26 protein-coding genes are annotated in these 22,686 nt (G+C 60.3%); 11 read left to right on the forward strand and 15 right to left on the reverse strand.

The annotated features are described in order from the left end of the window. Positions 1 to 57 precede the first annotated feature (57 nt). Entirely contained in the window at positions 58 to 735 is a 678-nt protein-coding gene (locus tag ACI77D_RS08330; RefSeq protein WP_064454679.1) for an FKBP-type peptidyl-prolyl cis-trans isomerase, read from the forward strand. Between the two features lie 52 nt (positions 736 to 787). On the opposite strand, the gene ACI77D_RS08335 is transcribed toward ACI77D_RS08330, so the two are convergent. The 7 genes from ACI77D_RS08335 to ACI77D_RS08365 all read right to left on the reverse strand — a co-directional run bounded on the left by ACI77D_RS08335 (position 788) and on the right by ACI77D_RS08365 (position 7,186). Then, complete coding sequence (locus ACI77D_RS08335) at positions 788 to 1,246, reverse strand: Rsd/AlgQ family anti-sigma factor (RefSeq protein WP_064454680.1); 459 nt, start codon at positions 1,244 to 1,246, stop codon at positions 788 to 790. Positions 1,247 to 1,457: 211 nt separating this feature from the next. Continuing rightward, positions 1,458 to 1,979, reverse strand: coding sequence for a disulfide bond formation protein B (locus ACI77D_RS08340; RefSeq protein WP_064454681.1), 522 nt, complete (start codon positions 1,977 to 1,979; stop codon positions 1,458 to 1,460). Between the two features lie 236 nt (positions 1,980 to 2,215). Continuing rightward, a complete protein-coding gene (locus ACI77D_RS08345; RefSeq protein WP_064454682.1) occupies positions 2,216 to 3,457 on the reverse strand; it encodes a heme biosynthesis protein HemY in 1,242 nt (413 codons plus the stop codon). 5 nt (positions 3,458 to 3,462) lie between these two features. After that, positions 3,463 to 4,572: a uroporphyrinogen-III C-methyltransferase gene (locus ACI77D_RS08350; protein WP_407016374.1), complete on the reverse strand. Its 1,110-nt coding sequence runs from the start codon at positions 4,570 to 4,572 to the stop codon at positions 3,463 to 3,465. Positions 4,573 to 4,613: 41 nt separating this feature from the next. Beyond that, complete coding sequence (locus ACI77D_RS08355; RefSeq protein ID WP_407016375.1) at positions 4,614 to 5,363, reverse strand: uroporphyrinogen-III synthase; 750 nt, start codon at positions 5,361 to 5,363, stop codon at positions 4,614 to 4,616. After that, a complete protein-coding gene (hemC, locus tag ACI77D_RS08360; RefSeq protein WP_262666540.1) occupies positions 5,360 to 6,301 on the reverse strand; it encodes a hydroxymethylbilane synthase in 942 nt (313 codons plus the stop codon). Before hemC ends, ACI77D_RS08355 begins: the two co-directional genes overlap by 4 nt. A 138-nt stretch (positions 6,302 to 6,439) precedes the next feature. Further along, a complete protein-coding gene (locus ACI77D_RS08365; RefSeq protein WP_064454686.1) occupies positions 6,440 to 7,186 on the reverse strand; it encodes a LytTR family DNA-binding domain-containing protein in 747 nt (248 codons plus the stop codon). 503 nt (positions 7,187 to 7,689) lie between these two features. On the opposite strand from ACI77D_RS08365, the gene argH reads away from it, so the two are divergent. After that, positions 7,690 to 9,084 carry an argininosuccinate lyase gene (argH, locus tag ACI77D_RS08370; RefSeq protein WP_407016376.1) on the forward strand — a complete coding sequence of 465 codons (1,395 nt, stop codon included), beginning with the start codon at positions 7,690 to 7,692 and terminating at the stop codon, positions 9,082 to 9,084. 110 nt (positions 9,085 to 9,194) lie between these two features. Here argH and ACI77D_RS08375 read toward each other — a convergent pair whose 3' ends face one another. Next, positions 9,195 to 9,854 carry a glutathione S-transferase family protein gene (locus ACI77D_RS08375; protein WP_064454688.1) on the reverse strand — a complete coding sequence of 220 codons (660 nt, stop codon included), beginning with the start codon at positions 9,852 to 9,854 and terminating at the stop codon, positions 9,195 to 9,197. Between the two features lie 126 nt (positions 9,855 to 9,980). Between ACI77D_RS08375 and ACI77D_RS08380 the strand changes: the two genes are divergently transcribed. The 3 genes from ACI77D_RS08380 to ACI77D_RS08390 all read left to right on the forward strand — a co-directional run bounded on the left by ACI77D_RS08380 (position 9,981) and on the right by ACI77D_RS08390 (position 13,681). After that, entirely contained in the window at positions 9,981 to 10,265 is a 285-nt protein-coding gene (locus ACI77D_RS08380; protein WP_064454689.1) for a hypothetical protein, read from the forward strand. 152 nt (positions 10,266 to 10,417) lie between these two features. After that, complete coding sequence (locus tag ACI77D_RS08385) at positions 10,418 to 10,672, forward strand: TIGR02647 family protein (protein ID WP_053258624.1); 255 nt, start codon at positions 10,418 to 10,420, stop codon at positions 10,670 to 10,672. Between the two features lie 168 nt (positions 10,673 to 10,840). Continuing rightward, positions 10,841 to 13,681, forward strand: a complete 2,841-nt coding sequence (locus tag ACI77D_RS08390) for a class I adenylate cyclase (RefSeq protein WP_407016377.1) — start codon at positions 10,841 to 10,843, stop codon at positions 13,679 to 13,681. Here ACI77D_RS08390 and rnk read toward each other — a convergent pair. The 3 genes from rnk to cyaY all read right to left on the reverse strand — a co-directional run bounded on the left by rnk (position 13,678) and on the right by cyaY (position 14,773). Beyond that, entirely contained in the window at positions 13,678 to 14,088 is a 411-nt protein-coding gene (gene rnk / locus ACI77D_RS08395) for a nucleoside diphosphate kinase regulator (RefSeq protein ID WP_053258626.1), read from the reverse strand. The two genes, ACI77D_RS08390 and rnk, sit on opposite strands and share 4 nt — an antisense overlap. Before the next feature lie 131 nt (positions 14,089 to 14,219). Further along, positions 14,220 to 14,438 carry a DUF1289 domain-containing protein gene (locus ACI77D_RS08400; protein ID WP_064455025.1) on the reverse strand — a complete coding sequence of 73 codons (219 nt, stop codon included), beginning with the start codon at positions 14,436 to 14,438 and terminating at the stop codon, positions 14,220 to 14,222. Positions 14,439 to 14,440: 2 nt separating this feature from the next. Continuing rightward, the gene (gene cyaY / locus ACI77D_RS08405) at positions 14,441 to 14,773 is read right to left on the reverse strand and encodes an iron donor protein CyaY (RefSeq protein WP_064454691.1); all 333 of its coding nucleotides are present in this window, start codon (positions 14,771 to 14,773) and stop codon (positions 14,441 to 14,443) included. A gap of 238 nt (positions 14,774 to 15,011) precedes the next feature. On the opposite strand from cyaY, the gene ACI77D_RS08410 reads away from it, so the two are divergent. From ACI77D_RS08410 to ACI77D_RS08435, 6 genes are read left to right on the forward strand one after another with little or no spacing between them, the layout of a single operon-like run. Continuing rightward, the gene (locus tag ACI77D_RS08410) at positions 15,012 to 15,173 is read left to right on the forward strand and encodes a lipoprotein (protein ID WP_074851643.1); all 162 of its coding nucleotides are present in this window, start codon (positions 15,012 to 15,014) and stop codon (positions 15,171 to 15,173) included. Between the two features lie 9 nt (positions 15,174 to 15,182). Beyond that, positions 15,183 to 16,430 carry a diaminopimelate decarboxylase gene (gene lysA, locus ACI77D_RS08415; RefSeq protein WP_064454692.1) on the forward strand — a complete coding sequence of 416 codons (1,248 nt, stop codon included), beginning with the start codon at positions 15,183 to 15,185 and terminating at the stop codon, positions 16,428 to 16,430. A gap of 3 nt (positions 16,431 to 16,433) precedes the next feature. After that, the gene (dapF, locus tag ACI77D_RS08420; protein WP_407016379.1) at positions 16,434 to 17,264 is read left to right on the forward strand and encodes a diaminopimelate epimerase; all 831 of its coding nucleotides are present in this window, start codon (positions 16,434 to 16,436) and stop codon (positions 17,262 to 17,264) included. A 13-nt stretch (positions 17,265 to 17,277) separates the two neighbouring features. After that, the gene (locus ACI77D_RS08425; RefSeq protein WP_064454694.1) at positions 17,278 to 17,994 is read left to right on the forward strand and encodes a DUF484 family protein; all 717 of its coding nucleotides are present in this window, start codon (positions 17,278 to 17,280) and stop codon (positions 17,992 to 17,994) included. 2 nt (positions 17,995 to 17,996) lie between these two features. Continuing rightward, on the forward strand, positions 17,997 to 18,896 hold the full coding sequence (xerC, locus tag ACI77D_RS08430) for a tyrosine recombinase XerC (RefSeq protein WP_407016380.1): 900 nt from the start codon (positions 17,997 to 17,999) through the stop codon (positions 18,894 to 18,896). Then, positions 18,893 to 19,588: an HAD family hydrolase gene (locus ACI77D_RS08435; RefSeq protein ID WP_064454696.1), complete on the forward strand. Its 696-nt coding sequence runs from the start codon at positions 18,893 to 18,895 to the stop codon at positions 19,586 to 19,588. The genes xerC and ACI77D_RS08435 overlap by 4 nt, the downstream gene beginning before the upstream one ends. Positions 19,589 to 19,795: 207 nt before the next feature. On the opposite strand, the gene sutA is transcribed toward ACI77D_RS08435, so the two are convergent. From sutA to glnK, 4 genes are all read right to left on the reverse strand, one after another. After that, positions 19,796 to 20,122: a transcriptional regulator SutA gene (gene sutA, locus ACI77D_RS08440; RefSeq protein ID WP_064454697.1), complete on the reverse strand. Its 327-nt coding sequence runs from the start codon at positions 20,120 to 20,122 to the stop codon at positions 19,796 to 19,798. Between the two features lie 101 nt (positions 20,123 to 20,223). Further along, positions 20,224 to 20,649: a secondary thiamine-phosphate synthase enzyme YjbQ gene (locus ACI77D_RS08445; RefSeq protein WP_017845176.1), complete on the reverse strand. Its 426-nt coding sequence runs from the start codon at positions 20,647 to 20,649 to the stop codon at positions 20,224 to 20,226. A 211-nt stretch (positions 20,650 to 20,860) separates the two neighbouring features. Continuing rightward, a complete protein-coding gene (locus tag ACI77D_RS08450) occupies positions 20,861 to 22,201 on the reverse strand; it encodes an ammonium transporter (protein WP_064454698.1) in 1,341 nt (446 codons plus the stop codon). Between the two features lie 35 nt (positions 22,202 to 22,236). Next, a complete protein-coding gene (gene glnK, locus ACI77D_RS08455; RefSeq protein ID WP_002555808.1) occupies positions 22,237 to 22,575 on the reverse strand; it encodes a P-II family nitrogen regulator in 339 nt (112 codons plus the stop codon). Positions 22,576 to 22,686: the final 111 nt, after the last annotated feature.

Here is a 22,686-nt window from a genome sequence, read left to right on the forward strand (position 1 = left end):
CACTTTTTACGCACTCAGGCTGGCATAATCCGTCGCACTTTCGGCGGGAGACTCCCCATGTCGCGTTACCTTTTTTTAGTGCTTGGCTTGGCGATTGGCGCGGCCAATGCGGGTGAGCAATCGCCGTCAGGCAGCACTGCCCAAGACCCGCACGATCTCGCGTACAGCTTGGGCGCAAGCCTCGGCGAGCGCTTGCGCCAGGAAGTCCCCGACCTGCAGATCCAAGCACTGGTTGACGGCCTCAAGCAAGCCTACCAAGGCAAACCACTGGCGCTGGACGATGCACGTATCGAACAGATCCTCGCCCAACACGAAGCACAGAGTGCGGCCGACGCCGAGGTTCCAAAAAGCGAAAAAGCGCTCGCTGCCGAACAGCAATTTTTAACCCAGGAAAAAACGGCAAGCGGCGTGCGTGAATTGTCGGATGGCATCCTGCTCACCGAGTTGAAGCCGGGCACTGGCAGCAAGCCGTTGGCCAGTGATGAGGTGCAGGTGAAATACACCGGAAAACTGCCCGACGGGACGGTCTTCGATCAGAGCACACAGCCCCAATGGTTTCGTCTGGACAGCGTGATCAGCGGCTGGAGCAAAGCACTCCAACAGATGCCGACAGGCGCAAAATGGCGCCTGGTGATTCCATCGGCCCAGGCCTATGGCGCCGACGGTGCCGGCGAGTTGATACCGCCGTATACGCCGCTGGTATTTGAGATCGAGTTGCTCGGTACTCGCCACTGACCCAATAAAAAACGGTGCGCCATGCGCACCGTTTTTTACGTATCACCCAGGATCAAACCTGCGCGACAGACTCTTCCTTATGGGCGTTGTGCAACACTTCGATCAAGCAGTCTTCCAGCTCGAAACGCTCGTGGAGCAGTCCACCCAACTCTTTAAATTTTTCAGCAACACACTCACCGGCATCACACAGGTCGTTAAAGGCCAGCAGCTTTTCGGTGATGACATCGATGCGCGGGTAAATAGTCTCGGCCAGTTCCAGGCCACGCTCATCGTTAAACGCTTTCGCCTCGCCGGTCAGTTGCTCGTAAATCTCGAAATGGCCGGTAGACACATAGTCCACCAGTACACCGCAGAAATCTTGCAGCGACTCGCGATTCTCAGCCAATGCTTCGGGCTTGGCGCCAAGAGCATCAAAGGCCCGAACCAGTTCGTGACGTGCCTTCAACCAGCTGTCGATCAGCTTGTGCACCCCACCCCAGCGTTCCTGAGCATTCTGACAACTTTCCAGCATGGTGATCTCTCTTCCCTATAGGGGGCGCTGCCGCTCTGTGCCCGCGCAACACTTCAAGGATAAAAGCGGCAGCCGGACAAGGCCGCATCTGACAAACGGTTTCAGTAATGCGTGCGGGCCAGATTATGCCCGCATGACTATGGCTTCAAGGTACGCAGGAGAGAAAGTTCATACAAGTGTTTAATCCCATCCTACAAACTGCCATTGGCCTTCAATACCTCGCAAGGTCCAAACGACTGCCCAGTAGCAGCCGTGAAAACTGCATGATGCCCATGGCCAGCATCGCCACGAAGAACAACAAGCTCCACTCCGGCAGGCTCAGGTCGAACAGCGTCCAGTTGAGCTCCACACAATCGACGGTGCCTCTGACCGTCAATTGCAGTGCTTGCCAAAGCGACAGGTTCTCAATCATGTATTGCAGACTGGGCCAGCAATCGCTGGCCTGCTCCAGTGCAGCATTTTGTAGCAGTACCTGGCGCACAGCAGTAATAGCGCCAAGCAACGCACAACCCATGCTGGCCAACCCGTAAAGGTAAGCCGCAGAGCGTCTTGGGCCGTGAATCACGGCAACCAGATTGATCAGGGTAAAGGCGGCCAGAAAGATGCGTTGCACCTGGCAAAGGAAGCAAGGGCGCAACAGCGCGCCGAACTCGAGATAAAAAGACGCACCCAACGTCAGCGCACCCGCCATGAACGCCAGGAGAAAGAAGGAGCGTGAAGGGGCCAAAGACATTGTTATCCGTACCGCAAGAGACAGGTCGTTACGGTAGAGTAAAGGCCTGATCCCTTTCAATACGCGATAGAGCAGACAATTCCGCGAGAGCCTGGGGATATCCCGTCAGAAGCTGGATGACTTCAAGCTGTTAGCGGTAGGAATTTGCTACATCGCGCTTTAGACCCAGCCTTTACACGATAAAGAAGGGTTGGCCCTAAGAAGCTTCCGAGCCAACCCTCGCACTCTTTCCTACTTCAAACCCGCGCGGGCACAGGCAGCGGTGATGCCAGCAACCGGCTGTCCAACAGACCCAAGCCTTCCTGGAACAATTGGTTACTGCGCTCGGTGTCACCCAACTGGGCCAGTAAACGTGCCAGCTCAGCGCAGGCTTCGGGATTTCGCTGTACCTGCAGACTGCTTTCCAAATAGTCCCGCGCCTTGCCCCACAAGCTGTTTTGCAGACAAAGGCGGCCCAGGGTCAGCAGCAGGCTGGCGTCACCCGGATGGTCCTTGAGCCAACCTTCAGCAAACTTCAGCTGTCGGCCTGGGTCGCTGCCGCGCAGCAACCCATAAAGCCGGATCAGATGGCTGTCATAGCCGCGCTTGATGGCGCCGCGCAGCACTTCCTCAGCCTTGGCATCAGCACCCAGCCGACGCAGTTGCTCAGCGTAGGCCAAGACCAGTTGTGGCTCCTGGCGCTGGGCTGAAGTCAGTTGCTCCCAGGCACGCTCCAAAGATTGCAAGCCCGCTTCACCTTGCTCTTCACGCTGCACGGCAAGGCCAAGGTTCTCGCCCCATGCGCGGCGCTCAAGCTCCGCCAGTTCTGTGGCGGGAAGCACTTTGTCCTTGCGCAGTTCCGGCAACAAGCGAATCACCGAAGGCCAATCGCCTCGCTGCTGATGCAAGCGCTGCAACTGGCGCAAAACCTGTGCGTTATGGGGATGACGCTCGTACATCGCCTGCAAGGTCACCAGAGCCCCTTCCGTATCGCCGCGATCCATCTGCAACTGCGCGTGGCTCAAGGCGACAGCAAGTTCCGCCTGAGGCTGGCGCTCCATGGCGCGCTCCAGCAAACCGTCGGACTCTTCATAACGGCCCTGCTCATTGGCGGCACGTGCAGCCCCAAGGTAATACAGCAAGGGCTGGCGCTCGGCTTCGGCGGCACGGTGCAGGTGGCGCTCGGCGCTGGCCCAGCGGCCCTCGGCGAGGTCCAACTGACCTTGCTCAATCGCAATCTGTATGCGGCGGCTGCGGTTACGTCGCGACCACGGGTTGACTACGCCACCGGAGGTGGTGAGCAGGCTCAGCAGCACACGAACCAGGTAGATCGCCAGGCCGACGGCAAACACTGCCACCAGCGTGGCCCACAGGCTCGACTCGTAATGCAGCAGATGAGGATAGGTAATCAGCACGTAGCCGGTGTGTTTCGAAATACCCACGCCCAGTGCCAAGGCAATCGCAATCGCCAGTACCAGGATCACATAGAAACGCTTCATCGGCTCTACTCCTGGGTGGCCGGCGTGGCCGCCGCCTTGGCTTCACCGGCAGACAGATGGCGGCGCTCAAGATAAGCCTGCACAGCCGCCAGGCTGGCGGCCAGGTCAGGGGTCGCCACGGAAACAGCCTTGGGCTCGAGCTCGCCAATACGTGCCAGCATCGCTTTGCTCTGCGGGTTGTCCTGGTTGAAGTTGTCCTGCAGCACGCTGCGGGCTTCACCCAAGGAGCGGCTGTACACCGCCGTTTCGCCGTTGAGCGCTGCCCATTGTGCTTGCTCCAGGGCGAGGCTCAGTGCCAGGCGTACCTGGTTCAAACCTTGACCGGCCAGCAACGGACGAATGTTGTCATCCGGGTTGAAGTCGATGCGGAAGTAGCGAGATATCTGCTCCCACCACTGGTGCAGGCGGCTTTCCGTGTCGGTCGTCGGGCGCCCCTCGGAAGAGGGCTCGGTGAGTTGATATTCAGGGGCAATAGCCGCCAGTTGCACGACCTGGTCACGCAAGGCTGCCAGTTGCAGGAAAAGCCCGGTGCGGTCAGGTTGCTCAGTGCTGCGCAAGGCGGTAAGGCTTTTGGCCAATTGCTCACGGGCGGCGTAGGCGCCTGGATCGCTCTGCTCGCGGAGAATTTCGTCAGCGCCCTGGACCAGCGATTGAGCACTGTTGATGTCCTGCAGGGCAGACAGGCGCAAGCTGGCCAGACGGATCAAGTGCTCGGCTTCGGCCAGGCGCCAGTCCTGGCGGCTGGCACCCAGCACGGTTTCCAGACGCTGGCTCAAGCGCTGCTGATCACCCTGCAACTGGGCGACGAGGCGGCGGCGCTCCTCCAGCTCATCGGCTGCTGGCAATTGTGCCAGGCGTGCAGCCAGTTGCTGCTGACTCTGCTTGAGTGATTGGGATTGGTCATCGAGGGTCTGCACCTGGCCCAGCTGTTGCTGGCTGCTGGCTTGCAGGGCACGGACCTGCCAAATCCCCCAACCGCCGGCGGCAACACCTGCGGCACCGAGCAACAGGGCCACAATAGCCAGGCCATTGCCACGGCGTGGCGCGGTGGCCGGTGCAACCTGCGCATCAAGTGCTGGCTGGGCTTCATCTTTAGGCAAGGCTGTTTCGCTCACGTATCCGTCCTTTGCGTATCAGAGAGTGGGCGCCGCATGCCTCACGAGGCAGCGCTGCGCAACGCCACTAACAAAGCCGCGGCACTCGCGCCGCGACAATCCACAACTTTTTCTGCGCCAGCGGCCCGCGCCATTTCATAAACGCGCGGGCTGGGCACGAACAACGGCAGCTGCGCCACCTTCGGCCAATCGAGGCCGGCCAGGGCTTGCAGGTGCAAAAAACCCTGCCCACTGCTGACCACCAGGCCGTTCAAGCGTTCCAACTGGATGCGCTGCGTCAACACCCCGGCCTCGTAGGCCGGAAGGAAGCGGCGATACAACTCCAGATAATCGACACTAGCACCTTGCTCACGCAAACGCTCAGCCAGCAGCTCTCGCCCACCCTCGCCACGCAGGATCAGCACTCGGGCACCGGGCTGTGCGATAGCCTCGCGCAAGGCGGGCAATTCAAGCAAGGCCTCGCTGTCATCCCTGGTAGGCGGATAGTGAACGCTGAGTCCGTGATCGGCCAGTACCTGCGCGGTGGCAGCCCCGACGCTGAACCACGGCAACTGCGGCCAAGGCTGATTCAACTGCTGTACAGCAAGGCGTGCGGCCGGCTTGCTGACCACAATCACCGCGCAATAACGGCCCAGGTCATGCAAGACAGACTGTTGTTCAGGCGTCACGGGCAAGGCTTCGATGTCCAGCAAAGGCAGGCTGCTGCTGAAAATACCGGCTTCGGACAGCGATGCCGCCAGGGCAGCCGACTCTTCGGCAGGCCGCGTCAGCAGCACACGCCAGCCAGTCACTGCGGGCCGGCCTCGCCGTAGACTTTTTGCAGAATGGCGCCGGCGCCCTTGCCCAGCAGCTCTTCAGCGACCTGGATACCCAAGGCGGTCGCGTCACGCTGTGGCCCGCGCACCTCGGCGGTGAGCAGGTTGCCGCCTTCAGGATCTCCTACCAGGCCACGCAGCCAAAGGTTTTCACCCTCAAGCACGGCGTAGCAGGCAATCGGCACCTGGCAGCCACCGTTGAGGTGCTTGTTCAGCGCGCGCTCGGCGGTGACACGCACTTCGGTGTCAGGGTGGTCCAGGGGTTTGAGCAAGGCGTGAATTCCAGTGTCGGCGGTGCGACATTCGATGCCCACAGCACCCTGCCCGCCTGCAGGCAAGCTGTCTTCGACGCTGATGGCCGAGGTGATACGGTCTTCGAAACCGAGGCGGATCAATCCAGCCGCCGCGAGGATGATCGCGTCATAGTCACCGGCATCCAGCTTGGCCAGGCGCGTGTTGACGTTGCCGCGCAGGAAACGGATCTGCAGATCCGGGCGACGAGTCAGCAACTGCGCCTGACGACGCAGGCTGGAGGTGCCGACGACGCTGCCCAGTGGCAAATCATCCAACGACGCGTAGGTGTTGGAAACGAAGGCATCGCGCGGGTCTTCACGTTCGCAGATGCAATACAGGCCGAGGCCTTCAGGGAAGTCCATCGGCACGTCTTTCATCGAATGCACGGCGATGTCGGCTTCGTTTTCCAGCAGTGCGGTTTCCAGCTCTTTGACGAACAAGCCCTTGCCGCCGATCTTCGACAGTGGCGAGTCGAGCAGCTTGTCGCCGCGACTGACCATGGGCACCAGGGACACTTTGAGGCCCGGGTGGGCCAGCTCAAGGCGTGCTTTGACGTATTCGGCCTGCCACAAGGCCAAGGCGCTTTTACGGGTGGCGATGCGGATTTCGCGAGAGGACATGGATCAATCCGTACTGAATAGATACGGCAGATAATAACAGCTCAGGCAAACACGCTTTGATTTGAATCAGCAAGTGCGGGGCCTCCCTGGCCGCATCGCACCGGGATAAGGAAGGCAGACCTCGCCAAAGCCCTTGGGCTAAAGCTGCTGCATCATCTTGCGCACACCGGCGACATGACGTCGGCTGACGATCAAGGCATCGCCATTGAGCCCTTTCAGGAACAGCTGAAAATGCCCCAGTGGCGTGCGTTGCAAACGTTCTATTCGCTCGCGGGCCACCAGCGCGTTGCGGTGAATGCGCACGAAGCGGTCGCCAAACTCATCCTCCAACGCCTTGAGCGGCTCATCGAGCAATACTTCGCCCGTCTCGTGGCGCAGGGTCACGTACTTGTGATCAGCGATAAAGTAGACCACCTGGCCCAGAGGAATCAGCTCGATGCCTTTGCGGGTTCGCGCGCTGATATGGCTGCGAGGCCCATTGCCACTCTGGGCAGCCGGCTGGGTCAGCGCAGCCAGTTGAAGGCGGTTTGGGCGCTCGGCCTTTTTCAGGGCCTTGAGCAACGCTTCGCCGGTTACCGGCTTGGCGAGAAAACTGACACCGCTGGCTTCCAGCGTTTCCGTAGAAAACTCTTCCTGGGCTGCACATAACACCACGGCCGGCGGCGATTCTCGCTCACTCAGGCGGGCGGCGACTTGCAGGCCATCGAGGCCCGGCAAGCGGATATCGAGCAGCACCACGTCAGGCTTGAGGCTGTCGATCAGCGTCAACGCCTCCTCGCCACTGGTGGCGCTCGGTTCAAGGACTTTATAACCCTCGAGCTCATTGACCAAACGGCTCAGTCGCTCGCGGGCTTGGGGTTCGTCATCAACGATCAGGACATTCATATTGCGCTGGATTCCTGCGTGAGTCTCGCACAAGGATAGCGTAGACAGGTGCGGTGACTTGCGTCACAGCGATCCACGCTAAGACTAGCGCGAGCGGCAAAAAGTGCCCCGAGAGCGGCACCCAAATTTACCCGGACCTGTTCAGTTGCGCCCAAAACCTGCTGCCTCTGGGCATCGCCGTAGGGTTTGCTGATACACAATCCGAATACCCCCCTTTTTTAATGGATAGTCTGGGCTATGACCACATCACCCGACTTTGGTGCATTCATGCTCTATCAGTGCAACTGTAGACGCTTGCTGAGACGATATTGCTCGATCGTCAAATATCGTTTCAATTAACGCCTACCTCCAGTCTCGTCCCGGATGCGTTCGGCGGCAAGGCACTTAGCCATCCTTCGTACAAATAAAAATGCCGACCACCCGCAGCACCGCCTCCACGGGCAACCCTGTTATTATCGGCGGCACACCTCCACGCCTCTTTTAAGCAGATCACGAGCGAATCCATGAGCACCGACAAGACCAACCAGTCCTGGGGCGGCCGCTTCAGTGAACCCGTCGACGCCTTCGTCGCCCGCTTCACCGCCTCCGTCACCTTCGACCAGCGCCTGTACCGCCACGACATCATGGGCTCGATCGCCCACGCCACGATGCTGGCCAAGGTCGGCGTGCTGACCGACGCCGAGCGCGACAGCATCATCGACGGCCTGACTACCATTCGCGGTGAGATCGAGGCCGGCACGTTCGACTGGCGCGTCGACCTGGAAGACGTGCACATGAACATCGAGGCCCGCCTCACCGATCGTATCGGTGTGACCGGCAAAAAACTGCACACCGGTCGCAGCCGTAACGACCAGGTGGCGACCGATATTCGCCTGTGGCTGCGCGACGAAATCGACCTGATCCTGGCCGAAATCACGCGCCTGCAAAAAGGTTTGCTGGAGCAGGCCGAGCGTGAGTCGGACACCATCATGCCCGGCTTCACCCACCTGCAAACCGCACAGCCAGTGACCTTCGGCCACCACCTGCTGGCCTGGTTCGAAATGCTCAGCCGCGACTACGAGCGCCTGGTGGATTGCCGTAAACGCGCCAACCGCATGCCATTGGGCAGCGCCGCGCTGGCGGGCACCACTTACCCGATCGACCGCGAGTACACCGCTCAACTGCTGGGTTTTGACGCCGTGGGCGGCAACTCCCTGGATGGCGTATCGGACCGCGACTTCGCCATCGAATTCTGCGCTGCCGCCAGCATCGCGATGATGCACCTGTCGCGTTTCTCCGAAGAGCTGGTGCTGTGGACCAGCGCGCAATTCCAATTCATCGACCTGCCGGATCGCTTCTGCACGGGCAGCTCGATCATGCCGCAAAAGAAAAACCCCGACGTGCCGGAGTTGGTGCGTGGCAAGAGCGGCCGTGTATTCGGCGCACTGATGGGCTTGCTGACCCTGATGAAGGGCCAGCCGCTGGCCTACAACAAGGACAATCAGGAAGACAAAGAGCCGCTGTTCGACGCTGCCGACACCTTGCGCGACTCGCTGCGTGCGTTTGCCGACATGATCCCCGCAATCAAGCCCAAGCACGCGATCATGCGTGAGGCGGCCTTGCGCGGTTTCTCTACTGCGACCGACCTGGCGGATTACCTGGTGCGCCGCGGCCTGCCGTTCCGGGACTGCCACGAAATCGTCGGCCATGCCGTCAAATACGGTGTGGACACCGGCAAGGACCTGGCGGAAATGAGCCTGGAAGAACTGCGTCGTTTCAGCGACCAGATCGAGCAGGACGTATTTGCGGTGCTGACCCTGGAAGGCTCGGTGAATGCCCGTAACCACGTAGGCGGCACTGCACCGGCGCAGGTCAAGGCAGCCGTAGCGCGCGGCCAGGAACTGCTGGCCAGCCGCTAAAAGCTTCACGAGCAAGCCCGCTTCCACTATTGACCGAGTTCCACCTCTGGGATGCAGTCGAATGTGGGAGCGGGCTTGCTCGCGAAGGCGTCACCGCAGGCGCCAACTCGCTATTTCTTCGCCGCAATCATCGCCATAAACGCCGGCATCGCGGCTTCTCTGTCCGCCGCCACCTTCTGCGCGTTGGGCATGGCATGCAATCGCTCCAGCAGCGCTTTGGCCGCCGGCAACTCAGCCAGCAAATCCAGGCCAAACAGCTTCTCGCCCACGCCACAGGCGAGGTTCACGCTGTACATGAAATACAGATCGGCAATCGTAAAGCTCTCCCCCGCCACGTATGGCGCGAACTTACCGTGTCGACCTAAAGAAGCGATCCCCAACAGCAACTCGGCCTTGGATTTTTCCTTGATCGCATCCGGCACCGGCATACCGAAGAACGCCTCGGCGAAACACGCGCGCGCGGGCAGCTCGATATACAGCTCGATTTCCCTGCAGAACGCCAGCACTTGGGCGCGTTGAAACGGGTCGGCCGGCAGCAACGAACGGCCCTCCTGGGTCTGCTCGATGTATTCGAGGATCACGCTGGTTTCGTTGATAAATCCCTGTTTCACGCCAAGAATCGGCACTTTGCCACGGGGGCTGACGGCAAGCGCCTCGGGCGTCTGGCTCGGGTAAAACGGTACTTCTTCAAACGGCAGGCCCTTCTCCATCAGCGCCAGCTTGACCATGTTGTAGTAGTTACTGACCGAAAATCCGTAAAGCTTGAGCATTGCGAATGCCTCCAGGCCGGGTGTGGGGTTGGCTGCAGAAGTTATAGAACGTCGCGCCCGACCTGACCAGCAGCATCACCTGCTTGAATGGAGGTAGACTGGCGCCCTTTCCTTGAGGAGCCTGCCATGAGCGAGCCGACCGATATCGACAGCGACGAAGAAGAGTTCACCGAGAGCACACTGGTCCAAGCCATCGAAAACCAGATCGAAAGCGACAATCCGCCTGCCGCCAAAGCCACTTTGAATAAGCTCACGCTGGTGGGTTACGAACGCGAAGAGATTCTGAACCTCATGGCTCACGTATTGGCCGTGGAAATCGACAAGATGTTGGACGAAGACCGCGCATTCAATACCGAATGGTACGAAACAGCGCTGCGGGCGCTGCCGGAATTGCCACCGGAAAACGACTGAATCGAGCACCTTGGTGGCGAAGCAGCAGGCTTGCTCACCACAAAGGTGCGCCATATCAAGACCCACGACTTTCTCACTGGACAGCCCGGCAAAGTGCGTTCACCTTATGCCCTGCTAGCCTCTAATAAATTCTTAGAAAGTCTGGAGTCCTTATGTCGTATACCCCTGAGTTGGTTGCCGAACTGGAAATCCTTGCACTCTTCAACCTGGGCAGCTCCCAGGAAGGTCTAAAAGTCCACCAGACCGCCGCACCCTCCGCCATCGCCGCCGCCAAACGCCTGTTCGAGAAAAAACTGATCGACCAGCCGGACGGGGGCTACCTGACCAGCCTTGGCCGGGACGCTGCCGAGCAGGCCCAAACCCTGTTGACCATTCTGACCACTGCCTCGACCAAAGAAGCCGCCTGACACCTGTTACCGCCCATGGAGTCCGCCCTTTGCGGATTCCGAGGGCGCTGCTGTCCAGCGCTCAAAATTCTGACGTCAAAAACAATTTCCCTCTAAAACTCCTACGCTACTGGCTGTAAACTCCTACACGGCCGCCCATGTCGGGCCCTGCGAGCCACCGAGTTCTACATGACCCGCACCCATGAGATCCGCCCCGACCTGGACGAAGGCATCGACCGCAAGGTGCTGGCTCAACTGCGCGCGCGCTTCATGGCCCTCAATGAAGGCCGCATGGCCCGGGCCGTCGAGGGGCTGACGCCACGCCAACAAAGCGTGCTGACCCTGCTGCCGCTGTTTTTTCACGTCAATCATCCGCTGCTGCCCGGTTATGTCTCGGGCAGCACGCCGGCCGGGCTGTCGAACTTCGAACCTAACGCCCAAGCGCTCGCCGAAGCCCAGCGCCTGACCCGCTCGTTCTCTTACAAGGCACGCCACGGCAACCCGCCACGGCCGATCCACGGCCTGTTTCTGATGGGCAGCCTCGGCACCCTGGCTCAGGCAGACCAAAGCGATATGGACGTGTGGGTATGCCACGCGCCCGACCTGGGCGAAAACGAGCTGGCTGAGCTGCGCAAAAAGTGCCAGTTGCTGGAAGCCTGGGCCTTGACCATGGGGGCAGAGGCGCATTTTTTCCTGATCGAGCCGACGCGCTTTGTGCTGGGTGAACGCGACACGCAACTGAGCTCCGATGATTGCGGCACCACTCAGCATTACCTGCTGCTGGATGAGTTCTACCGCACCGCCATCTGGCTCGCCGGGCGCACACCCATCTGGTGGCTGGTGCCGGTCTACGAAGAACGTCGCTACGCCGAGTTCACTCACGCACTAATTTCCAAGCGCTTTATCCGCGCCGATGAAACCCTCGACCTCGGTCACCTGGCCCACATCCCCCCCGGCGAATTCATTGGCGCCGGGCTGTGGCAACTGTTCAAAGGCATCGAGTCGCCCTACAAATCGGTGCTCAAGTTACTGCTGACTGAGGTTTACGCCAACGAACACCCGAACGTGCATTGCCTGAGCCTGCGCTTCAAACGCTCGGTATTCGCCAATCAGATGGATCTGGATGAGTTGGACCCGTATATCGTGGTCTACCGCCGCATCGAGGAACACCTCAAGGTGCGTAACGAGCCCGAACGCCTGGAGTTGGTAAGACGCGCGCTGTACCTGAAGGTCAACCGCAAGCTCAGCGCCGGCCAACGCAGCACCAGTTGGCAGCGCCTATTAATGGAACGCCTGGCCCATGAATGGGGTTGGGACCAGCGCCAACTGGCTCTGCTGGACAGTCGCAGCCAGTGGAAAGTGCGCCAGGTCGCCTCCGAACGCCGTGCGCTGGTCAATGAGCTGAATTACAGCTACCGCTTTCTCACCCAGTTCGCTCGCACCGAGCAGACCGTCAGCCTGATTAACAAGCGCGACCTCAACGTGCTGGGCCGGCGCTTGTATGCGGCGTTTGAGCGCAAGGCCGGCAAGGTCGAGTTCATCAACCCCGGCATCGCCCCGGACCTGGCCGAAGACACCCTGACCCTGGTGCAATCGCCCAACCGCAAGGAGCCCGGCCAGCACCACTGGGGCCTGTACAACGGCAACCTTACGGCACTGGAATGGGAGCACTTCGCGCCGATCAAGCGCAGCCGCGACCTGCTGGAAATGCTCACCTGGTGCCACCGCAACGGCGTGATCGACAGCAGCACGCGCCTGGCGCTGCACCCGGGCGTCAGTGACATGACCGAATTCGAGCTGTTCAACCTGTTGGGCAGCCTGCAACAGACCATCGGCCTGCCGTTGACCAGCGTCGATGAAGATCGCCTGTTGCGCTCGGCCGTGCCCGAAGACGTGTTGTTGCTGATCAACGTCGGCGTTGACCCGCTCAAGCATCATCGCGACCTGAATATCCTGATGACCACCGAGCGTACCGACTCCTTGAGCTATGCCGGCGTGCGCGACAACCTGGTACTGACCCTGGATCAGGTGACGCTCAACAGTTGGAACGAGGTGATGGTCAGCCGCTATGACGGCCCCCACGCGTTGCTCGACTGCTTGCGTGACTACCTCAACCAACTGCCGCCGGACCATTTGCCACGGCTGCGGGTGCGCTGCTTCTGTCACAACCGTGCGCAGTTCATTGCCCAGCGCGTGGAAGAAATCTTCGATACGGCGCAGAGCCTCCTGCTGGGTCAGTCCAATCACCGCTACCTCCTGCAAGTGCAGCAGCACTATCACGTGATGGAGCTGACCCCGGGCCAGGCCACCCATGTGTCGCTGCCGACCCAGGACGCGCTGATCGCGTACCTCAGCGAAGAACTGGCCAGCTACAGCCCGCTGCACCTGGACGCCATGGCCCTGGAAGACCACGATCTGGCGCTGCTGTTGCCCATGGGCCAGGCCAATTGTGTACAGGTGTTCTACCGCGTCAATGAAGGCTTCGCCGAGTTGTATGTGCTGGATGAGTTCAACGCGCTGTGGCAGCAGCGCCTGCCATTTCATGACGAACAAAGCCTGCTGGCGCCGTTGCAGCGCTTTCTGCAATCGATCATCTACCGCCGTGAAGCGTTATCGCCGCTGGATACGCAACAGACGCTGGGTGAAGTGCAAACTCTGTATTACCAACTGTTGCCGTCCGGCAGCAATCGCGCCCGCAGCATCGAGCCGCGGCCGGCCCCTCAAAACCCGGCCAATAAGCCGTTTTATGACGTGCAGGCGATTATCGGCAAAGCGGCGCACGGCCAGGTGGGTATCACCCTGTACTGCAATCAGCGGGAGTTTTGCGAACTGGAGTTTGGCGACCAGTTGTTTGCGGTGGTCGCCCAGCAAATCGTCGGGCAGCGTCGGGAGACCGAGCGCTACCGCTGCTACATCACCGACCTGGACCTGTCGGGCCTGCTCGGTGATGTGCAAAGCCCGAGCAACTTGTATCTGCGCTACAAGGCCGAGCTGGAGCTGTCGCTCAACAAGGCGTTGAACCAGGTTTAGAGAGGGAAGGCGCCGCCATCTTTGGGCTGGCCTTCAACGCTGAGCAATTCAAGCTTGAGGGTCTTGCCACCGGGTGCTGGCCAGTCGATGTGCTGACCGACCTGCAGGCCCAGCAAGGCGCTGCCGACCGGAGCCAGAATCGAAATCTTGCCTTCGTCGGCATTCGCATCCTTGGGATAAACCAAGGTCAGGTGACGCTCCTTGCCACTGCTTTCTTCACGGCAATGGACACGGGAGTTCATAGTCACGACGTCTCCCGACACTTCATCGTGGCCGACTGTTTCTGCGCGGTCGAGTTCGGCTTGCAACGCTTCGACGCCGGGAAACTCATCGCCCAAGCGGTCGATCAGTTGCTCCAGACGCTGCACGTCAAGACGGGTGAGGATGATGGAAGGTGCGGTGGTCATGATTCAGGCAGACTCCTTTTTTCTGCACAAAAAAGCAAAACCCCGCCAGGAAAAGGCGGGGTTCTCACGGACCTCGATGATTTGAGGTGTAGCCGGACACTACCACAGCGTCACAAATAAACAAGACGGCCTCAAGCGCGCTCCCGGCGCTGCTCTGCCTCGGCACAGATCACGCGGCGCCGTGCGTCGTCGGCAGAGCGCCATTCACGGATGTCTTCCACATGGCGGAAGCAGCCGAGGCAGACTTTTTGCTCGTCCAGGCGACACAAACTGATACAAGGTGACGGCACCGCCGGGCTGACATTGCTGAACAGCGGCTTGGGCGGGCGTACAGGTGCAGGCTGGGTCACGATCAAATCTCGTCGAAGTCCAAGTCGGCGCCGGACTGTTCTTTCGTGAGGCGAGCAAGCATTTCGCTCAGCAGCTCGTCAGTGGTGTCGTGCGCCCAGCGATTTTCCTCTTCATCGTAGTCGAAGTGAAAACCACCCGAGCGGGCTGCCAGCCACAACTGGCGCAGCGGTTCCTGGCGACTGAAGATCAGTTGGGTGCCGTTTTCAAACTTGACCGTCAGCACGCCGGCCGAGTTTTCCAGGTCCACGTCCAGGCCGCTGTCGTCGAAAATATCTTCCAGCGCCTGCTGGGTCGAATCCACCAGGTCGTGAAAACGGGCTTCGGTCAAACTCATTGTGGCAACCTCAAAAGTGTCTGGTTTTGCTCAAGCGCCGCACGATACGGGCGAGCCCCGCTGATTGCAAAGGATACCGAGTTCATTACCGATGACAGTATGAAATATCCGCGACCATCGTAGCCTGCTTCCCAACTATCTCGGCAAACCCCCGCCGGACGGGTATTCCGGCGCATAGGCAAGCTGGCGGGTGGTCGGTATACTCGGGCGCAATTAATGCATATTCAAGGATTTCGCCATGAAGCGCCTGATCTCTTCCCTTGCTGCGCTCGTCGCGGTCGCTTGCCTCGTTAGTGCCTGTGGTCAAAAAGGTCCGCTGTACCTGCCCGATGACAGCAAAGACCCAAATGACCAGGCGCAAACGTCGCAGTCCAAAGCGCACAAGCACGACACCTATTAAGGGAAACTCATGGACGCTTTTAACTACCGGGACGGCGAGCTGTTCGCGGAAGGCGTGGCGCTGTCCGCGATTGCCGAGCGCTTTGGCACCCCGACCTATGTGTACTCCCGTGCGCACATCGAAGCCCAATACCGTAGCTTTACCGACGCTCTGGAAGGCACGCCGAGCCTGGTGTGCTACGCCGTCAAGGCCAACTCCAACCTGGGTGTACTGAATGTCCTGGCGCGCTTGGGCGCTGGTTTCGACATCGTCTCCCGTGGTGAGCTGGAACGGGTACTGGCTGCCGGTGGCACGCCGGACAAGATCGTGTTTTCCGGCGTCGGCAAAAGCCGCGAAGACATGCGCCGCGCCCTCGAAGTCGGCGTGCATTGCTTCAACGTCGAGTCCACCGACGAGCTGGAGCGCCTGCAGGTCGTCGCTGCCGAGATGGGCGTTCGCGCGCCGATCTCCCTGCGCGTCAACCCGGACGTCGATGCCGGCACTCACCCGTACATTTCCACCGGTCTCAAAGAGAACAAGTTCGGCATCGCCATTGCCGACGCCGAGGACGTGTACATCCGTGCCGCGCAATTGCCGAACCTGGAAGTGCTGGGCGTCGACTGCCATATCGGCTCGCAACTGACCACCCTGCCACCGTTCCTGGACGCCCTCGACCGTCTGCTGGCGCTGACCGAGCGCCTTGGCGAGTGCGGCATCTACCTGCAACACATCGACCTCGGTGGTGGTGTAGGCGTGCGTTATCGCGATGAAGAGCCACCACAGATCGCCGACTACATCCAGGCCGTGCGCGAGCGCACCGAAGGCCGCGGCCTGACCCTGATGTTCGAGCCGGGCCGTTATATCGTCGCCAATGCCAGCGTACTGCTGACCCAGGTCGAATACCTCAAGCACACCGAGTACAAGGATTTCGCCATCGTCGACGCGGCGATGAACGACCTTATTCGCCCGGCGCTCTATCAGGCCTGGATGGATGTGACTGCGGTCAAGCCACGTACTGGCGAAGGTCGCAACTACGACATCGTCGGCCCGATCTGCGAGACCGGCGACTTCCTGGCCAAGGATCGTCAACTGGCCCTGGAAGAAGGCGACCTGCTGGCTGTGCATTCGGCCGGTGCCTACGGGTTTGTCATGAGCTCCAACTACAACACTCGCGGCCGTGCCGCCGAGGTGCTGGTGGACGGTGATCAAGCGTTTGAAGTGCGTCGCCGCGAGACGGTAGCCGAGTTGTATGCTGGCGAAAGCCTGCTGCCGGAGTAAGCCATGCTGCTGCGTTTTACCAAGATGCACGGGCTGGGCAATGATTTCATGGTTCTCGACCTGGTCAGCCAGCACGCGCATATCCTGCCCAAGCACGCTAAACAATGGGGCGACCGTCACACCGGTATCGGCTTCGACCAATTGCTGATCGTTGAGGCGCCAAGCAACCCGGAGGTGGATTTCCGTTACCGGATCTTCAACTCCGACGGTTCCGAAGTGGAACAGTGCGGCAACGGCGCGCGCTGCTTCGCCCGCTTTGTGCTGGACAAACGCCTGACCGCCAAGCGGCAGATTCGCGTCGAGACCAAGAGCGGTGTGATCGAGCTGGATATTCGCAGCGACGGCCAGATCAGCGTCAACATGGGTGAACCACGCCTGGTGCCGGCGGATATACCGTTTCAGGCCACCGAGCAGGCCACGCGTTACGCGCTGGACGTTGATGGCAAGACGGTGGATATCGCTGCCGTGTCGATGGGCAACCCCCACGCGGTACTGCGGGTCAACGACATCAATAACGCCCCAGTGCATGAACTGGGGCCGAAGATCGAGCATCACCCGCGCTTTCCGGGACGGGTCAATGTGGGCTTTCTGCAGGTGATCGACCGTTCCCGCGCGCAACTGCGTGTATGGGAACGCGGTGCCGGCGAAACCCAGGCGTGCGGCACCGGTGCTTGCGCCGCCGCCGTCGCCGCGATCAGCCAGGGGTGGATGGATTCGCCACTGCTGATCGACCTGCCCGGCGGACGCTTGTCCATCGAATGGGCAGGCCCTGGCCACCCGGTGATGATGACCGGGCCGGCCTCGCGCGTATACGAAGGACAGGTCCGTCTATGAGTGAGCCAAGCTAATGACCGATAAGCCTCAAGTACCCGCCGAAACGTCCCCGAGCGAAAGTCTGGAGGCCGCTGCTGTCGCGGCGTACCTTGAGGCTAATCCGGACTTCTTCGTCGAACATGAAGAACTGCTGCCCGCCCTGCGCATTCCCCACCAGCGCGGCGATACCGTGTCGCTGGTGGAGCGGCAGATGAAGATCCTGCGCGAGCGCAATATCGAAATGCGCCACAAGCTCTCGCACCTGATGGACGTGGCCCGCGACAACGATCGTCTTTTCGACAAGACCCGTCGCCTGATTCTTACCCTGATGGATGCCACCAGCCTCGAAGAAACGGTCATTGCCGTGGAAGACAGCCTGCGCCAGGACTTCCAGGTGCCGTTTGTCAGCCTGATTCTGTTCAGCGACAACCCGATGCCGGTGGGTCGCTGGGTCAGCGGCGGCGAAGCACAGACGGCTATCGGCGGCCTGCTCTCCGAAGGCAAGACCATCAGCGGCACCCTGCGCGAGCACGAACTGGATTTCCTGTTTGGCGCTGAACAGCGCAAGCAGATCGGCTCCACTGCCGTGGTTGCTCTCAGCCATCAAGGCCTGCACGGTGTATTGGCCATCGCCAGTCGTGATCCTCAGCACTACAAAAGCTCGGTGGGCACGCTGTTTCTGACCTACATCGCTGAAGTGCTGGGCCGGGTCCTGCCGCGCTTTACCACTGCCTTGCGCGCGGTGCGCTAGCCATGGACAGGCAACTGGACGCTTACTGCGCTCACCTGCGCAACGAGCGCCAGGTGTCGCCCCATACCCTGGAAGCCTACCGACGGGACTTGAACAAGGTCCTGGCGTACTGCGAAAAGCAACAGATCGCCAGCTGGAAGGCCCTGGATATCCAGAGACTGCGCAGCCTGATCGCGCGCCTGCACCAGCAAGGCCAATCCTCGCGCAGCCTGTCCCGCCTGCTGTCGGCGGTGCGCGGCCTCTATCATTACCTCAACCGCGAAGGCCTGTGCGACCACGACCCGGCCAATGGCCTGGCCCCGCCCAAGGGTGAGCGGCGCCTGCCCAAGACCCTGGACACCGACCGCGCGCTGCAATTGCTCGATGGGGCGGTGGAAGATGACTTCCTCGCCCACCGCGATCAGGCGATCCTTGAGCTGTTCTATTCCTCAGGCTTGCGCCTGTCGGAGCTGACCGGCCTGAACCTCGATCAGTTGGACTTGGCGGACGGCCTGGTGCAGGTGCTCGGCAAAGGCAGCAAAACCCGTGTACTGCCGGTGGGCAGGAAGGCCCGCGAAGCCTTGCAGCTGTGGCTACCGCTGCGCCTTCTGACCCACCCGGCGGACGATGCCGTGTTTGTCAGCCAACAAGGCCGCCGCCTGGGGCCACGCGCGATTCAATTGCGGGTCAAGGCAGCCGGCGAGCGTGAGCTGGGGCAAAACCTGCACCCACACATGCTGCGGCATTCCTTTGCCAGCCATATGCTGGAGTCGTCCCAAGACTTGCGCGCTGTGCAGGAACTGCTGGGCCACTCCGACATCAAGACCACGCAGATCTACACCCACCTCGACTTCCAGCACCTGGCTACGGTGTACGACAGTGCCCATCCACGGGCCAAACGCATCAAGGGCGGCGACTCATGAGTATCAAGCTGATCACCTTCGACCTGGACGACACGCTCTGGGACAACGTACCCGTCATCATCAGCGCCGAAGCGTCGATGCGTGAATGGTTGGCGACCCATGCTTCCAAGGTCGGCGATTTGCCACTCGAGCACTTCGCGAGCCTTCGCCAGCAGGTACTGGAGCGCCATCCTGAACTCAAAAATCGGATCAGCGTGCTGCGCCATCGGGTGCTGATGCACGCCTTTGAAGAAGCCGGTTATCCACAACCTGAAGCCACGCAGATGGCCGACGTGTGCTTTGAAGCATTCATTCACGCACGCCACCAACTCACGGTGTTTCCCGAAGCCGAACCCATGTTGCAAGCCCTGCGCCAGCACTTCCTGCTGGGGGTTATCACCAACGGCAATGCCGACGTGCAGCGTGTAGGCCTGGCGGATTACTTTCACTTTGCCCTGCGCGCCGAAGATATCGGTATCGCAAAGCCTGATGCGCGCCTGTTTCAAGAGGCGCTGCAACGCGGCGGCGTGGACGCCCATCAAGCAGTACATATTGGCGATCATCCTGGCGATGACATCGCCGGGGCGCAGCAGGCGGGGCTTCGTGCCGTGTGGTTCAACCCGACGGGCAAGGCGTGGGAAGCGGATAAGCGCCCGGATGCGGAAATTCGTAGCTTAAACGAGTTGCCGCCGTTGCTTCGCAGTTGGCAGTAACGCTATAGCGGCAACACTGAGAATCAAAATGTGGGAGCGGGCCTGCTCGCGAATGCGGTGTATCAGTCAGCCCATCAGCAACTGACAGGCCGCTTTCGCGAGCAAGCCCGCTCCCACGTTTGTCTTGTGGTGACCTGCAGGATTTATTACAGGCATGAAAAAGCCCGCAGCGACGGCGGGCTTTTTCTTATAAGCAGGTGAGTGACCTCAGATAGGTCGACTGCCGTACTTGTTATCCGGCTTTTTCGGTGGATCTGCCACCACGTTGGCCTCGACTTCCTGCACTTTGCCGCCTTTAGCGAGGAATTCTTCCATCGCACGGGCCAGCGCATCGCGCTCTTTGTTCTTGGCTTCAACGCTCGGCAGTTCGTCTACCGAAACAGCTGCCTTGGCTTTGCCCTTGGCCGCCGGGGCAGGTGCATCATCGCCACCGTCGTCGTCAGCAACGTCTTCAGCTGCCGCTTCAAGACCTTCTTCGGTCTCGTCGTCGTCACCTACTTCAAGGTCGTCGTTTTCCAGATCATCGTCGCTCATGTTCTACCTCATGACTTGCGAAAAGCAGATTAGTTATAGCCCAGCCTCACTCGCTGTCGAGTTCGCCGGAAAAAATCAACATCCACCGGATCACCAGTGGCTTATGCCCCATCACCGTGCAACGTGGCGAGGACTTTACGAGCGCCGCCATGATCACGGTGCTCGCCCAGATAAACACCTTGCCAGGTCCCCATTGCCAAGCGGCCGGCCTTGACCGGCAAACTCAGCTGGCAGCCCAGGAGACTGGCTTTGAAGTGCGCCGGCAGATCATCCGGACCTTCGTCGTTGTGTTCGAACCCTGCACGCCCTTGCGGCACCAGCGAGTTGAAAAAACGTTCGAAGTCACGGCGAACCGCCGGGTCGGCATTCTCGTTGATGGTCAACGAGGCCGAGGTGTGCTGCAGCCACAGATGCAACAGGCCTACGCGACAAGCCTTCAATTCAGGCAAGCCGGCAAGCAACTCATCCGTTACCAGGTGAAAGCCCCTGGGCTTGGCCCGGAGGGTAATCAGGGTCTGTTGCCACATACAGTTCTCCGCCCATCGGCGCGCATTCTAGCGCGCTCAGGGAAAAAACAAAGTGCCGAATACGCCTACATGCATGTAAGACTTTTGCACGGTGAAAAGTACCGTGTGCGCCCCATCACAAACTCTGCGCAAAAACCGGTACAGCTTCCTATCACTGACAAACCCCAGGCAAAAAAATGCCCGGCAAGCCGGGCATCTTTTTTTCGCGTACTTACAAGTTGTAACCGCGTTCGTTGTGTTGCGCCAGATCGAGGCCGACAGCCTCTTCTTCGTCGGTGACCCGCAGGCCCATGACCGCATCCAGTACCTTGAGGATAATGAAGGTCACGATGGCCGTGTAGATCACGGTGAAGCCGACGCCTTTGCACTGGATCCAGACTTGCGCCGCGATGTCAGTGGTCGCCGCGTTGAAGCCGCCCAGCGAAGGGGCAGCGAATACGCCGGTCAGGATCGCGCCGAGGATACCGCCGATACCGTGCACGCCGAAGGCATCCAGGGAGTCGTCGTAGCCCAGTTTGCGTTTCAGGGTAGTGGCGCAGAAGAAGCACACCACGCCAGCCGCCAGGCCGATGACCAGGGCGCCCATCGGGCCCACGGTGCCGGCAGCCGGGGTGATTGCAACCAGGCCGGCCACTACACCCGAGGCGATGCCCAGTGCACTTGGCTTACCGTGGGTGACCCACTCGGCGAACATCCAGCCCAGCGCCGCAGCCGCGGTAGCAATCTGGGTGACCAGCATCGCCATACCGGCAGTGCCGTTGGCCGCAGCGGCAGAACCTGCGTTGAAGCCGAACCAGCCAACCCACAACATGGCTGCACCGACCAGGGTGTAACCGAGGTTGTGGGGTGCCATTGGCGTGGTCGGGAAGCCTTTACGCTTGCCGAGTACCAGGCACGCCACCAAGCCAGCCACACCGGCGTTGATGTGCACCACGGTGCCGCCCGCGAAGTCCAGCACGCCCCAGTCGCCCAGCAACGAACCCGGACCGCCCCACACCATGTGGGCGATCGGTGCGTAGACCAGGGTGAACCAGACACCCATGAAAATCAGCATCGCGGAGAACTTCATACGCTCAGCGAAAGCACCGACGATCAGCGCAGGCGTAATGATGGCGAACGTCATCTGGAAGGTGACGAACACCGCCTCAGGGAACAGCGCCGCAGGGCCGGTAATGCTCGCCGGAGTCACACCCGACAGGAACAGTTTGGACAGGCCGCCCACGAACGAGTTGAGGTTGACGACGCCTGCTTCCATACCGGTGGTGTCGAACGCCATGCTGTAGCCGTAAACGAACCACAAGATAGTGATCAAACCGGTGATGGCGAAGCACTGCATCATCACGGAAAGAATGTTTTTGGAGCGAACCATGCCGCCGTAGAACAGCGCCAGGCCTGGAATGGTCATGAACAGCACCAGCGCGGTGGACGTAAGCATCCACGCCGTGTCGCCGGAATTGAGGACTGGAGCAGGGACTGGGTCCGCCGCCAATGCCAAGGCCGGCATTACGAGGGACAACAGGGCTCCTAGCCCTGCGAATTTACGCAGAGTCATATTGTTTTCTCCTGGGGCGTTGGGGGTTTGGCGGCTTAGATTGCGTCGGTATCGGTTTCGCCGGTACGGATGCGAATAGCCTGTTCCAGATTGACCACGAAGATCTTGCCGTCACCGATCTTGCCGGTGTTGGCCGCCTTGGTTATCGCCTCGATAACACGGTCAAGATCCTTGTCGTCAATGGCGACATCAATCTTCACCTTCGGCAGAAAATCGACCACGTATTCCGCGCCACGATACAGCTCGGTATGACCCTTCTGCCGACCGAAGCCCTTGACCTCAGTAACGGTAATGCCCTGCACGCCGATCTCGGACAACGACTCGCGTACATCGTCCAACTTGAACGGCTTGATGATGGCAGTGACTAGCTTCATGAAAACTCTCTCCCGAATTGGTGGACTTGCCCCAGGAAAACAAACCCGTCTCAAGTCTAAGCGCAGTGCCTGGCTTTGTAACGCGTCGTCGCCTCGGCATTTGCCGTTGCG

Origin of the sequence: Pseudomonas sp. O39, from assembly GCF_045447295.1 — a bacterium.
GTDB lineage: Bacteria > Pseudomonadota > Gammaproteobacteria > Pseudomonadales > Pseudomonadaceae > Aquipseudomonas > Aquipseudomonas antarctica_A.